The sequence below is a fragment of the Emticicia sp. 17c genome (assembly GCF_037153985.1).
GTDB lineage: Bacteria > Bacteroidota > Bacteroidia > Cytophagales > Spirosomataceae > Emticicia.
On the sequence record NZ_JBBAYI010000002.1, the window covers coordinates 597,046 to 610,139 of the forward strand.

Genomic DNA, 13,094 nt, shown 5'->3' on the forward strand with positions numbered 1-13,094 from the left:
TTTTTTAATTATTTATAATGAAATCAACTTTCTTCAAAACTCCCTAGGGAAGTCTGACCTAAAATCACCGAATTTCTATCGCCCGAATTTGAACAGGAATGCAGAAACCCGACCGGATAGATATTGGTAAGTTTATTGAGTTTTTGTATCAATGTTGTTAGTTTTTTATCCAGCATATTGAAATCAGGGAGTAATTTCTGATTCAAATCAAACCATTGCTGATAGGCATTTTCGAGGTCATACATTTGTTTCATGCTTATCCAGCAAAATTTTGGCAGAATATGCGCGGGGGTTTCCTGATGAATAAGGTTTTCGGCAAACTTTCTGAAATTCATGTTTCTGAAACGGCTACACCAGTACGGAAGAACCACCGAAATGCGGAACGAATAATAATCGCTGTCGAAACAATCGTTGCAATCAGGGCTTTGATGCGAACAAACAGGATAGTAGCCGTCTTGCACCAAAGGGTACTCAACCACTTTCTGAACAGGCAATGGCCGAAGCAACAAATGCTCAAAAATGTGCATTCCCTCATTCATGAATTCTTTTTGAATATCAGCCAGAATTTTACCTCTTTCAGTTTCGGCAGCGGCTGTATCTGCAAAAGGGGTGGTTTTGGCTAGTAGATTAGCTTCGTTATCGATAATCGTGATTTCAAAAGTTAAAGAAATACGGATGAATGCTCTGTCAGTGTCGGGTTGGTAGAGGTCTATGAGCATCACCATGTTTTCGAATGCCTCCCAAGCCTTGTCTTTGCTGAGATAATCTTTTTTTTCAGATACCAATGGCTGGCTCATGGTGGCTCCCTGATAACTGTATTGCCACTTACCCGGCGATGCCTCATTGACCGTAAGGTTAGCAGGGTTAAAGAATCTGATATTTTTTGATTCATCAAAACCCAATAGCTTAGATGCCCTCAACTGCAAACCTGCCACATTACTGGTATTGTATGCGGGTAGTTTATCTGCCGGCAGGTCTGAATTTGCTTTGTATTGAATAGCCTTGCCCCTGTCTCGGCTTATTGTGTCATAAATTTTTAGAAACGCTTGTTTATCGTTTAGCAGTGTCTGCGCTGTTGGTTTTTTGTCTTTTTCCGACATATTGCCTGTTAACTGATACATTACGAAGGCATACTCCGAAAACTGTTCAGCAAAACGTGCCAGCAGGTGGTCGAGAAAACGATTTTTACGTTCAAGTGCTAATTCGGGCGTTTCTATGATTTTATCGAACTTGGCATCATACTCGGCTTTATTGAGCAGGTCAAGTGTATTCGGAAAATTGGGGTTAGCCACATCTGCCTCGTATACCTTCTGTGCAAAATATGACTGGTTTTTGGCAGGATTGACTGAAAACAATTCTTTTACATTTGCTAACTGCGAAAGATAATTTGCCAGAAGCTGGTCGAAGAACAACAAATAAGCCTTAAATTGTTTTGCCTGTGCTTTTCGTAAGGGTGTTTCTGAGTCTGCCAGCGCATCACGGCCTATGCCGTAAACCGAAGGAAAATCGTTCTGGATTGAATAATAATCTTCCAGAGTCAGGTATCTGCCTTTAGGAATCTTCATGTCGATTATTTCATCGCCAAAACGATTCTTTTTATTTAGCATCTTCAAGTCATCATAAATCTGCTGTGCTACCTGTTTATCAGCAAAAAGAGGCAGGTTATCACGATAGAAAAGAATTTTTGAGCGTAAGCGGTCTAAATTAAGATGAAAACTACCCGATAGTTTTAAAACCCATTTACCGTTTTCGCCGATAGTTTCAATGGCATTCCCGTTAAGATAATTGGTTATTTGCAGCTTTGTAACAGCCTTTACACCGCTTATGCCCATAATGATTCTGTAAATATCCGAAAGCCTGACCTCGGTTTTCAGGTCAGATGCCAGTAGTTCCGAATCCTTAATGAAGCCATTCTTCATGTTCATGCTACCGTTGTTAAGCTCGTAGCTTTTGCCTTCAAAAATATCTTCCGTCGAAAGCCCCTGCTCGTACATTTCCCTGAGCGAATAAAACCTTACGGGAGGCGATAAAAAAGTGTCAATTTCATAAAGTATTTTCCCTCTGATTTCTTCCAGGTCAACCCCCGCTTCAACATCAATGTCTGCACACACGGCCAACTGCTGGGTTTGTACCAGACTGATGCTGTAAACGTCTTCGCAGAGGTTACGATACTGCTGCATTGTTTTATAGGCTTTGTCAATCAGGCTAAGCGATTTGATTACTTTCTGACGGTAAGTCTCAAAAACATTCAATTTGTATGTTTCTTTGGTAGCTGCATTCCCTTTTAAGTCATTAATTACTTTATCACGGATGTCTGCCAGAGTTACGGCTGAACTCATCAGTTGAAAATATAATTTACAACCTGCTATTGTAATGTTTGATGCATTGGCTGTGAATGTGATGTCGAAAGTATTGTCTACAATTGAGTTAATTGTGAAATCATCAATCTGGGTTATATGCTGCAACTGCGTTATTTTTTCTGCCTGAACTTCAGGATAAGTTTTCTTGATTTCTAACGGAAAAATAAACTTTACAATAGCCAGACGCGCCTGCGATAGCGTGTCTCTTACCTCGAAGTCTACTTCGGTAAGGTTTAAATCACCTAAAATACTGTCTTCTTCCAGTTGAAGCCTGATTTCGTATAAGCCGTTAATTTTTCGGCCTTCGTCGGTAGCCAGAGGTGCTATGGGGTTAATAGTGGCTTTATTAAGGGCGGGTTCGCACCTTGCGGTAAAATAATTGCCTTCATATTTTTTTAACCATGCGTTTTCGATACCGTTGATACCAATGAGCCATTTACGGTAATCGTCAAACGAAACCGGATTACAGGCAAAAATCTCCTGTGCTTTAAAAAAATCTACGTTTGTCTCACTGGCAGGGCGTGTCAGTATATCTTTAATATCAAAACCCGTGCGATACCCCAAGTCAGTAAGGGCATAGCTCAGTACTTCCAGCGTATTAATACCGGGGTCATGTATGTTGTAGTCTGTCCAAATCTTGCTCGAAAACTTCTCGATGTATTTTAAGCCCAGTTTTCTCAAGAACTCAAAGTTCTGGCTATCGGGCAAAATACGATTACGGACGATATATGTTTTTTCAGTTAACGACATCAATGTTATGGTTTTCGGCTGTTGTTAAAATGGAGCGTGAACTCTTGGTAATGGCTTCATCAGGATTAGCTGCATTTAATAGGTCTCCGTTTTCTGAGAGTAATGCTATGCCAAAATCAGTAATGTAATCAACATAATTAAGGTTTTCGATAAAATTCAGAATGACCGATTTATGGAGCGTTCCGCCAAAATTCATGGTTCTGTTTTTTTCGGAGGTCCACGGAGCCAGATACTCGTTCAGGTCTTTTAAAAGCTGGTTTATATAAAACTTGGTATCCAGACAATCCATAAATTTCACTTTACCGCTTACTTTAATGCGTTCGTAGCATGGGTTCTCGACCAGTAAATCGGCAAACCCGCAATTCATTGCCGTTTTTACAGGCTGGCATGGCTTGGTAGCCATGCCCTGAATATATTGTTTAATAGTAGCCAATGTGTTTTTGCTGACTTTTGGCATAAATGCGTTTCCGCCCGTGCGGGTACGGATGTCAGGAATCACCACCAGCATAACCGAACCAGCCAGACTTTCACTATATTTTTTTACAGGCTGAAGTGTAATCGGGTCAATTTTTTCTTTGTATCCGGTATGATTCAGACATTTCACTTTATGTATGAGCGGAAAACGCTGCAAGATTAAATGCTCGTAGTCCCAGATGGTGATGGCTCTGTTTTTATGGCGTAGGCGTTCGCTGATTCGGGTATGAAAAACAGTGTTGTCTTCAATCATTCTGCCACCAAAAGAAGCAAAAGGCTGTGAAACAGATTTTATTGAAGAGTCAGAATTAATCAGTTTTGAAATAACACCGCCAGCAAGAGGCCGAGTAAGATGATTGGGCGAATTTTGCTGATTCTGAAAGGTAGCTCGCACAGCCTGCGTTTTTACCAGCAGTAATCTGGGCTGAGCCAGCGAATTGTCTTTAACAGAAGCCCTCAGCCAGTATTTTTTTGACGCAAACAATGGGCTTGTTCTGGAGGCATCGGCAGGTAGATTTATTTTTACAATACCCGATTGAAGCAAAGATTGCGTTGAATCTCCGATAAGGTATGTATTGAGGTTCTTCCAGCCTGTGTTACTGAGGTAACTCCAGCGTAAATCAGCAGGGTCTTTTTCAATATTTTCTGTACCTTCGGCTACCTGAAAAAACAAGGTCAGGGTTTGTAAAACATCAATATCTGTAATACCGAGGTAAAGAGCCGACTCAAATGGCTCATTGGTTTCGGCTTTGGACTGATGTTCATATTGCACCAGCATTTTAGCTCCGGCTTGCTGTTGCTCGTCGAACCCAAACGGATGAATCACATAAAACTGCCCTTTAAGCAATTGTTCGTCTTTGCCTAGTTTTATTTCTTCATAAGCGTCATAATCAAGTGTAAGAGCTTTTAATGTGGGGGTATGTGGCGGATTGGGCAAGGAGTATTTGGCGGAGTCAGACGCTAGCTTAACGGCCTGTTGCGCCATTATAATGGGATACACCTCATGCCCAAAACCCTTATCGGGGTTAATTAATTCAAATTTAGCAAACCCTTTTTCTGTATCGGCACTAAGTGGCTGAGCTGTTTGGGTATTGTGGGGTGTTTTCCAAACCAGTTTTCCGTTGAGCCACACAACATCCCAACTGGCATATTCGCCAAACTGAAAACTAACCTGATTAGCACCGGGGGTATCGGCGGAGTCTATTTTACCATCAACAATAGTAATGTTACTGTCGGTCGGAAATAGCAACGCTTTACCTGCATTTTTCCAGTTTTTTTTATCTAAAAAAGAGACCTCAACTTGAAAATCGCTTAAATCTTTTAATTCTAAATAATTGACATTTGCCGAAGCTGAATTGTTCTGATATTCGTAATGTGCTACCAGATTTGTTGGTAAACCTAGCCATTGCAGTTTAAAGACTAGTTTTTTGAGGTTCTTTCTGAATACTTCCTGATTTCCTACATAAAAAGTTGAACCCTTTTTAGGCACTGCACCAAATGGCATAAATGGTTTGGTGTTATCCATATTACCCAAGTCGTTTTGAAGCGACAGGTTCTTCACGTCTTCTACCGAAGCATATATATCGATTTGTGTCAGGCTCAGGTTCCTGAACTTATCATAGGTGCCGTCAATATCCTGTTTCAGCATAAACCGGATAACCGGATATTGTGTAGCAAAGCCCCCTTCCATTGTTTTGGAATCGTACGGAATAATGGACGGAAACTCAGGAATGATTTTAAATTTGAGAATAAAACTGCTACTGCTTGAGCTAAAGGTATCTGCGGCATCGGCCAGAGGAGCCTCAGCCCACCCTTTTGAGGTACTAAGATAAACCTGAAAGTATTTTTTAAATTCGGCTAAATTATTACAGCTTGCAGGCATTCCGGTGGCTGTAAAATTGAGCGTAAGGGTGCGAGTACCCTCTTGCAAGAGCAACACGGGCGAGGCCACAGCAAAGCCAATGGCAGCCGTGTTTTTCTTGTTTTTATCCAGCTTTTCATCTAAGCCAAAACCTGCCCATGAAGGTTCGGCAGGAGTTAAATCTTTGCCCAGCCCATCTGCCGAATTCGCTACGGGCAAGGCATATATTTTTTTATTTGCTTCAACAAAAACTGTTTTTATTTCGTCAACCTTAGCCTGATTCAGAATTAAATCTTCGTTGGTTGTATAAACCAAATCTTTACCGATGTCGTCTTTACCTGCTTTAAGAGGAGTTTTGGCTGCTATTTTATAACCGTTTACGTTGGCCGTTGGCTCAAACAAAACGTGTACTTGGTCGGGAGAGCCAGCAATCTGGTTAAGTTGAAGAGCCTCTTTCAGATAAAAATCAAAATGCTTACCTGTAAACTGATTAATTTCATTCTGATAAATTCTAAATAATTCAAGAAAGGTCAAAATCAAGCCATGATGCCCCTGATGGGCCGAGTTTTCGGTAAGTTGTTTTTTAAACGATGCTTTTGTTTTTTCAATAATACGGTTGTAGGTATCAAAAATTCTGCGAAAAAGCTGTTTTATTGATACCACCGAGTAATCGAGCTGGTCGAATTTATTGGTCAATAAAGGAATACCAAAAAACTTTTGATTAAAACCATCTGCCATTTTACCCAACATTACTTCACTGAAAGTAGCGTTAATTAGGGCATCACTTGAAAGAACAGGTGCTGCAAAACGAAACTTGTAACTATAATCATTATTTTCAATGCCCAGATTACTGTTGGCAACAAAAATGTTATTGGGGGCATTGGTACCAAACCTGAAGGCTTCTACCAGTAAATTAAATTCAGTTGCCAGATATTTGTCAATTTCAAAATATATTTCATTTTTGAATGAGTCTCTTTCCGGCATTGCTTTATACAAGTGGTTGATGTCGTCAAGAACCGAATACAGGAGGTCGTAAAGGGCTGCATAAAACTCCTTACGTTTGTCAGCTTTGCTACTTTTTTCGTATCCTTGTATTAACTCCGAAAATGTCTTGCTAATAGCATTCAGATTCGTTAAGGATATTTCGGCCAGTAAGTAAACAGTGTCCGAAGCCAGTATTTTTGAGAAATCGCCCTCTACTACATCAAGTTCGTTGTAGTACTTTACTAAGGGGGCATATTGTTTTAAAAAAACCAGTAAATCTTCGGTCGAACGCTCATCTACCTGCACATAAGAAGGCGAAAGCGTCGTTTTTTGCCGCTGTTCCTGCGTTTGCCCTGAATGAATTAAAGGATTTTTTTTAAAACAAGGGTTCATATCAAATTGTAAGGCTAATTTCTATGGACTACTTATGCTTTTGTGACTGTTAAATCTCAGTACCTTCTACGATATAGAAAGGATAAACGTAGTTGGCTCTTGAGTTGGTCGAATCAATGAGGTAATCAATCAGAATCTCCATACGGCCTTCTGGCTGCACAAAGTTCACGGTGAGTTTTTCGAGCGAAATTCTCGGTTCAAAATAAATAATGGCATCGCCTACTATTTTTTTAATATAGGCTTCCATTGTTACGTTCATGGGGTCAAACAAAAACGATTTCAGATTACAGCCATATTGTGGCTGCATGATGCGCTCGCCGATGGTGGTCGAAAGCAAAATGTGCAAACTGGCGTTAATATCGTCGGCACCGGTAGTCATTACCAAGTCGCCGTTTTTTAAAAACGTAGGCGGGAAACCCCAGCCTGTTCCAATAATTACATCTAAATCGTTCATTTTATCTGATTGATGATTTACCTTAATCCTTTCTACTTTAATTAATCATTACCATACTTCCTTTCAGCGTTGTATTACCTCCTGACGAAAACTCTGCCGAACTCCCCCCTTTAGCCGTCAGGCTACTCTGGCCGTTTACTTCAACGGTATTGCCTTTTCCGGTTAAACTGTTTGAGGCTTCTATGGTAATATCTTTGATACTTTTTATTTTGATTCCGCTATCATCCATCACTATTTCATTTCCGTTCTGGTCTTTGAGCGTAATCCCCTTTTTATCTTCGCTGAGCTTGACAGAATTGCCCGCTTTGGTTAATATTTCGAGTTCTTTTTTTTCATCATCGAACCAAATCTTTGTTTCTTCTTTGGTAACGAAGCCTCGCTGGTAATTATCTTTGTCTGGCTTGTGCGGAGGTACATTTTTATTGGAATGCAGCATTCCTAGAATTACAGCTTCGTTGGGGTCGTTGTTGATAAACCCTAAAATCACCTCATCGTCTTTATAGGGTCTGAAAAAACTCCCTCTTTTATTACCGGCATCTAACATTGATTGCCTTGCCCAGATGCCCTGTGCCTGATTATCGGCCACGGGTAGCTTAACCAACACCCTGTTTTTACTTTCAGGGTTATTGCTGTCTTCTTCAATATCAACCACAACACCAATCTGCAAGCCCTGAATGGCCGAAAAAAGCCCCGATGCAGGCAATGGGTTAATGTCTTTTTCGGCGGCAAACCATTCGGCCGGAAGCCCGAATTGTATATCGGTTGACCAATTGCCCTGACTCAACTCGTGCCGGATACCCGACACAAAGGCTTTGCCGTTAAATCTGTTGCTCAGCCCTTCAAACCTGACAATAGCAAAAGGTTTCAGTAAAGCATTTCCGTTTGCTTTGGCTGTTCCTTGTATTTTAGATAAAGTATTTTTTAATTGCTGGGCATCGGCCCATGCTTGTAACACCTCGCTTTTAAGATTACCCGAATGCCTGATGGTATCGGTATTTTTTCCGGTTTTGTCGGCAAGAGTAGCCGTTGTAAGGTTTCCGATTTGCACAACCGACGACGGCACCCCAGCTTCTACTTCTTCCAGTTTCTGGTCTGATTCGTTCCATGATTCGGCCTTTACGGTCTCAAACTGATGGTGTGCATTGAGTTCAGCGTCAAACTCTTTCAGGTTGTCTCCGAAGGTTAAAGTTAAAGCCGGTTCGGGGCTGAAATCAGGCTTTTTCATTATCACCTTTGCGTCATCTGTTGCAATCAGAAAACCATTAGCTTCGGCCCTGCAAACCATAAAGTCCCAGTCGGTTATCTGGTACTGGAACAACTCTTTGTGTGTAACGTTGGTAGCCGAAACCTCTTTTTGCAGGTTATACGGGCCAATTATTTCTTCGATTACGTCGCTGTCTTTTACATCTTTAAAATATTTCGACTGCCGTACTTTTGTCATTTTAACGGCTTCGTCTTTGCACTCTACAAACAGAAGCGTCGTTTGGGTTTTGGTAAGTTTTACCGAGTGTTTTACTACAATGCCCTTAAAAATTGTCTGGTCGTTGCCTCCATTTCCTGCCAGAATCTCGATTTTACTACCCGGCTCGAAATCGGCAGTGTTACTGATTTCGAACTTTGCCTGTGACGACTCACCATCTGCTATCAGTATACGTGCATAGGCCAACTGGTTAATAGTTTTGTTAACTATTACCGAAAGAATAGGGTGCGAAACCACTTCTCCGTTGGCTTTTACTTTAAATGATGGTGACGACGAATCTGCCATTTTTAATTGCTCTCTTGAATAAGTGGTGGAAAAACCAGACTCTGGCCTGTGCTGAGTTTTCTGAAATTAACCAGACCGTTCGCTTTGGCCACATCAATATAGTATTGATTGTTTTCGTAAATGTCGAATGCCAGAAGCGGCAGGTTTTCGGCATCTTTGATAATGCGGGCATGCGTAATATCGGGCGATTGTTTCTTTTCTTTTTTCTTTCTTAACTCTTCGTTCACAAAGCCTAGAAACTTGGCTGTTATTTTGGCTCTGAGGGGGCGGCCGTCACTTCTGAATAAGGTAAAAGAGATGTCGGCGTCTTTCAGTACACAATCAAATATCAGATACGACCACGAAATGCGCAGATAATTGTTTTTGTGCTTTTTGCCGTCGTAGTTATAAGCCACTTTCAGAAATTCGTCTACGCGCTCGTCGACAAACTTTTTGCCGTCGTCTTCAACCCCTGTGCCATCCAGAAAAAACTCCAGCGACAACTCCTGTTGTTTCATGTTCGAAAACTTCGGAGCAGATGGCGACGAACCCGACGCTTGTTTTTTGTCGTATTCGATTTCGTATTTGAGATTGTATTTATTCGGGTTAAACATAGCCTTGAAACTGAGGCCTTTATTTTGTTTAGCAAATTTTTCATCATCAAACACCTCGATGAGTAACTTTTCTAATTTCCCGTTTGTAGCATTGGCAGACATGGCTTTATCTTTCTTTTTTATCTCTCAGCATTTGCATCATTTGCGTTACCGCTTCGTTTACAATCTCATCTTTTGATGGAAGCCCGCCAGCGGTGTCCTCGCCAGAATCGGCGGTGTTTTCGCCTCCCTGATTAGGATTCGCAATGGTAGCTTTGATGACTATTTCTCTAATTTCGATCGGCATTTTTCGGAAACTGGTTTTAAGGCCAAGCCCTTCTTTTTAGTAACTATTTAAGAACCCTGTACGTATGGCTGACGAGTCAGACAGTAACCTGATTATAGTACTGATAATTAAGCTCGAGCGTTTCTATGACTATTGCGTTCTCCTGAGCTTTCAGGTCTGAACTAGCCCATTTAACCGGAAACGCCTTCAAAAACTCCCATTTTACCAGTGGCTTGTGGGCATCGTTTAATAAAATAACCGAAACCGTAGCAGGCTTAAAATCAAAGTTATCGATGGCATCTTTTACCCATTGTATTACGTCTGACTCTGGCTTCATGCCGCGTTTAAGTACCAGATTAGGGTACTTTGTACCTTTAGGAAAATGGTATAAAAACCGATTTTCTCCGCCTTCGGTAAACTCTTCGGTTGTCATTTCTTTGTTCAGCCCGCTAACTTCCTGAAAATGAATGTCGCCGCTTAATCCATTGGGTAGATTAAACTCAACCTTGAAGTGGAATCCAACGGGCGGGTAATTACTTTTGGTTTCCTGATTCTGCTTTGCCATGGCTTTCGTGAGGCTTTCTGAATGCTAACTAACTTGCCACAATATTGAAACCTTCATGTGCCAGTTCGATAGACTCGATGGCTACTTCATTGCCACTGGCTTTCAGGCTTGGGCCTTCCATCTTGACAGGAAACGCCTGCTTTACATTCCATGTCATTACGGGCATGTGTTCATCGTTCAGAAGTTTTATGGTCAGGTCACGTCGTTGAACGTTATTCATACTAATGGTATTAACCCACTCAAAAAACTCGTTATCTCCTGAAAAAATACCTCTTTTGAGCGTAATATTATTAAACTTCTGCAAGCCGGGCATTTTGGTTACATGAAACTCAGGGCTTGCGCCGTCGCGGTACTCGATTGCCTGTATTTCGTAGGTTAATCCTGAAACCTCTGTAAATCCGACTTTGCTGCCTCCCCATTCAACTATGAAGTGAAAGACTGGTAATGGATATGATGCCATTATTTTTTATGTTTTTATGTTTTGAAGCGAGGGCGTTTACTCCTCATTTATATTGCTAGTTTTAAAAATATATCAGAAACCCTACCTGCCTATGAGGTTTGTAGCTTGTGCGAAAACTCAAGAATGATAAATTCAGCAGGGCGCACAACAGCCATTCCTATCTGTACAATCATTCTTCCTTCGAGTATATCAACCGAGGTCATTGTCTGGTTAAGCCCTACCCTGCAAAAGAAGGCATCGTCAGGTTTTGCCCCTGCCAAAGCACCTTGTCTCCAGAGCAGCGTCAGGTAGTTATCAATCATTCCTTTTACTTTCATCCATAAGTTGGCATCGTTCGACTTAAATACTGCCCACTTGGTTGATTTCATCACAGACTCTTCTACCATGTTAAAGAATCTTCTTACGGGTATATATCGCCACTCGTTGTCGTTTCCGGCCAATGTTCTGGCTCCCCACACCATAATACCCATACCTGTAAAAGCCCTTATAGCATTGATTGATTTACCCGCATTAACGTCAATATTAAAATCGGCCTGGTCTTTGTCTGTCATGTTATAAGTAAGCCCTGCAACCTCATTAAGGCTAACATTAGCTGGGGCATTCCAGACGCCAAGTTCGTTGTCTACGCGGGCATAAACACCAGCCATTGCTGCGCTTGGCGGCAAGTTTGTAAGGGTTTTATTAAGGGAATTAACAATGGTTTTGAATGGGGGCAACTGTTGTAGTAACGACGCCTCTTTGGCTGTTTCGATGTCGTTAATTGTAGAGGCTATCTCGTCATATACCGAAGCGATGTTGGAAAAAATTTCGCTCAGTATATTTAGCCCTGCACTCATATTAGCTATCCGAAAAGCATCATTGGTAGGTTTATTTGTCGGATAAAAACCGGTATCTACAACCGTCTTCACTGCGGCAGTAACGGCTGTTTCTAATACGCCACCGGCGTTCAGGCTTGCTAGCATTGCTTTTATAGGGAACGATGCAACAGTGCCAATTGGCTTATCAATACTGGTAGAGGTTGCTGCCGTGCCGTCGGCGGCTGTTGTGTTGTCTAACTTCAGTAGTTTTTCTATTTGGGGTTTTAATTGTCCCATTAACGTAGTAATTACACCTCTTAACTGCACGTTGGTGGTTTCAGCAGTTTTGGTGTAATTATCCAGAATGTTAAGCAATTTATAAAGTTGCTTGAAAAGCCTTTCGTACTCGGTTTGTGAACTTGCAATTGTTCCGGCGGCAATTCTTCCGCGTAAGGTTGCGGCTACTCTGTCGAATCCATCTCTTATGTCTTTCACGGGGTTGGCAGGGGAGCCTAATACCAGAGAGGCATCGTTTAGGTAGGCATCAAGGTCTGTTCTTATGTCGTCAGAATCTTTAATAATTTGCGTTAACTCATCAATAATAGCCATAACAGCAGGTTCGGAAGTTAAGGTTTTAAAATCAATAGCAGCATCAGCCCCAGATTTATACACCTTGCCATTTATGTCTCTGAACTTTACGTCTTTCTTGATATTTGATTTAAGCCACGGACTATATGCCGCGCCATATTTGAGGCTTGCCATTCCGATTTTGTTTCTGAACTCCTCTTTTACGGCATTCATTTTGACTTTATCTTCAAACAATTTCAAGTCGCAGATAACGACCCTATCCATCATTTCATCACATTGTTGCAAGGCCAGTTTCTGAATGTCATAGAGGTCATCGTTATCCATATTGGCAGCATCAGGAAATACTAGCATGGTAGGCTCATCGGCCTCGTATAAAACCTCAATTCCTTTTTCAAAGGCACTTTTTACTTTAACAGATTTAAAATCTCCAACCGAAACTATGTAGCAGTCTCCGCCGCCATTGGCAAAATACAATTGCAGGGAATCGTACAGCAGGAAGTCCTGATCGATTTTTGATTTTATTACCTGAAACTCACTGCCTACATCTACTCTGTTAATTTTAAGCCTAGGACTACCTCCGAAAAACTGATTGTATTCTTTCATTGAGGAAATCCGCCATGGTTTATTCAAGAGGCTATCCTTATTTAATTCCTCGGCTTTTTCGGTATAGCCTATAAAGGCAGGAATCGCTGTTGGCACTTGTGCGATGGAAGGCGGAAAAATCGAAACCTCCCTAACATATACTCCGGGGGTCTTCAGACCAGCAAGATTAGTAAATTTCATAG

The 13,094-nt window shown here is 41.4% G+C and carries 9 protein-coding genes; all 9 read right to left on the reverse strand.

Going from position 1 to position 13,094, the window contains the following annotated elements:
• Positions 1 to 23: 23 nt before the first annotated feature.
• On the reverse strand, positions 24 to 3,110 hold the full coding sequence (locus WAA15_RS06950; protein ID WP_337041986.1) for a hypothetical protein: 3,087 nt from the start codon (positions 3,108 to 3,110) through the stop codon (positions 24 to 26).
• Positions 3,097 to 6,822, reverse strand: coding sequence for a hypothetical protein (locus WAA15_RS06955; RefSeq protein ID WP_337041987.1), 3,726 nt, complete (start codon positions 6,820 to 6,822; stop codon positions 3,097 to 3,099). The genes WAA15_RS06950 and WAA15_RS06955 overlap by 14 nt, the downstream gene beginning before the upstream one ends.
• A 49-nt stretch (positions 6,823 to 6,871) precedes the next feature.
• Positions 6,872 to 7,276, reverse strand: a complete 405-nt coding sequence (locus WAA15_RS06960; protein ID WP_337041988.1) for a GPW/gp25 family protein — start codon at positions 7,274 to 7,276, stop codon at positions 6,872 to 6,874.
• Positions 7,277 to 7,313: 37 nt separating this feature from the next.
• Positions 7,314 to 9,041 carry a type VI secretion system tip protein VgrG gene (gene vgrG / locus WAA15_RS06965; protein ID WP_337041989.1) on the reverse strand — a complete coding sequence of 576 codons (1,728 nt, stop codon included), beginning with the start codon at positions 9,039 to 9,041 and terminating at the stop codon, positions 7,314 to 7,316.
• A 2-nt stretch (positions 9,042 to 9,043) separates the two neighbouring features.
• The gene (locus WAA15_RS06970) at positions 9,044 to 9,736 is read right to left on the reverse strand and encodes a CIS tube protein (RefSeq protein WP_337041990.1); all 693 of its coding nucleotides are present in this window, start codon (positions 9,734 to 9,736) and stop codon (positions 9,044 to 9,046) included.
• Positions 9,737 to 9,740: 4 nt separating this feature from the next.
• Complete coding sequence (locus WAA15_RS06975; RefSeq protein ID WP_337041991.1) at positions 9,741 to 9,920, reverse strand: DUF5908 family protein; 180 nt, start codon at positions 9,918 to 9,920, stop codon at positions 9,741 to 9,743.
• Positions 9,921 to 9,996: 76 nt separating this feature from the next.
• A complete protein-coding gene (locus WAA15_RS06980; protein WP_337041992.1) occupies positions 9,997 to 10,464 on the reverse strand; it encodes a phage tail protein in 468 nt (155 codons plus the stop codon).
• Positions 10,465 to 10,492: 28 nt separating this feature from the next.
• Positions 10,493 to 10,924 carry a phage tail protein gene (locus tag WAA15_RS06985; RefSeq protein WP_337041993.1) on the reverse strand — a complete coding sequence of 144 codons (432 nt, stop codon included), beginning with the start codon at positions 10,922 to 10,924 and terminating at the stop codon, positions 10,493 to 10,495.
• 89 nt (positions 10,925 to 11,013) lie between these two features.
• Complete coding sequence (locus WAA15_RS06990) at positions 11,014 to 13,092, reverse strand: phage tail sheath family protein (protein ID WP_337041994.1); 2,079 nt, start codon at positions 13,090 to 13,092, stop codon at positions 11,014 to 11,016.
• Positions 13,093 to 13,094 lie beyond the last annotated feature (2 nt).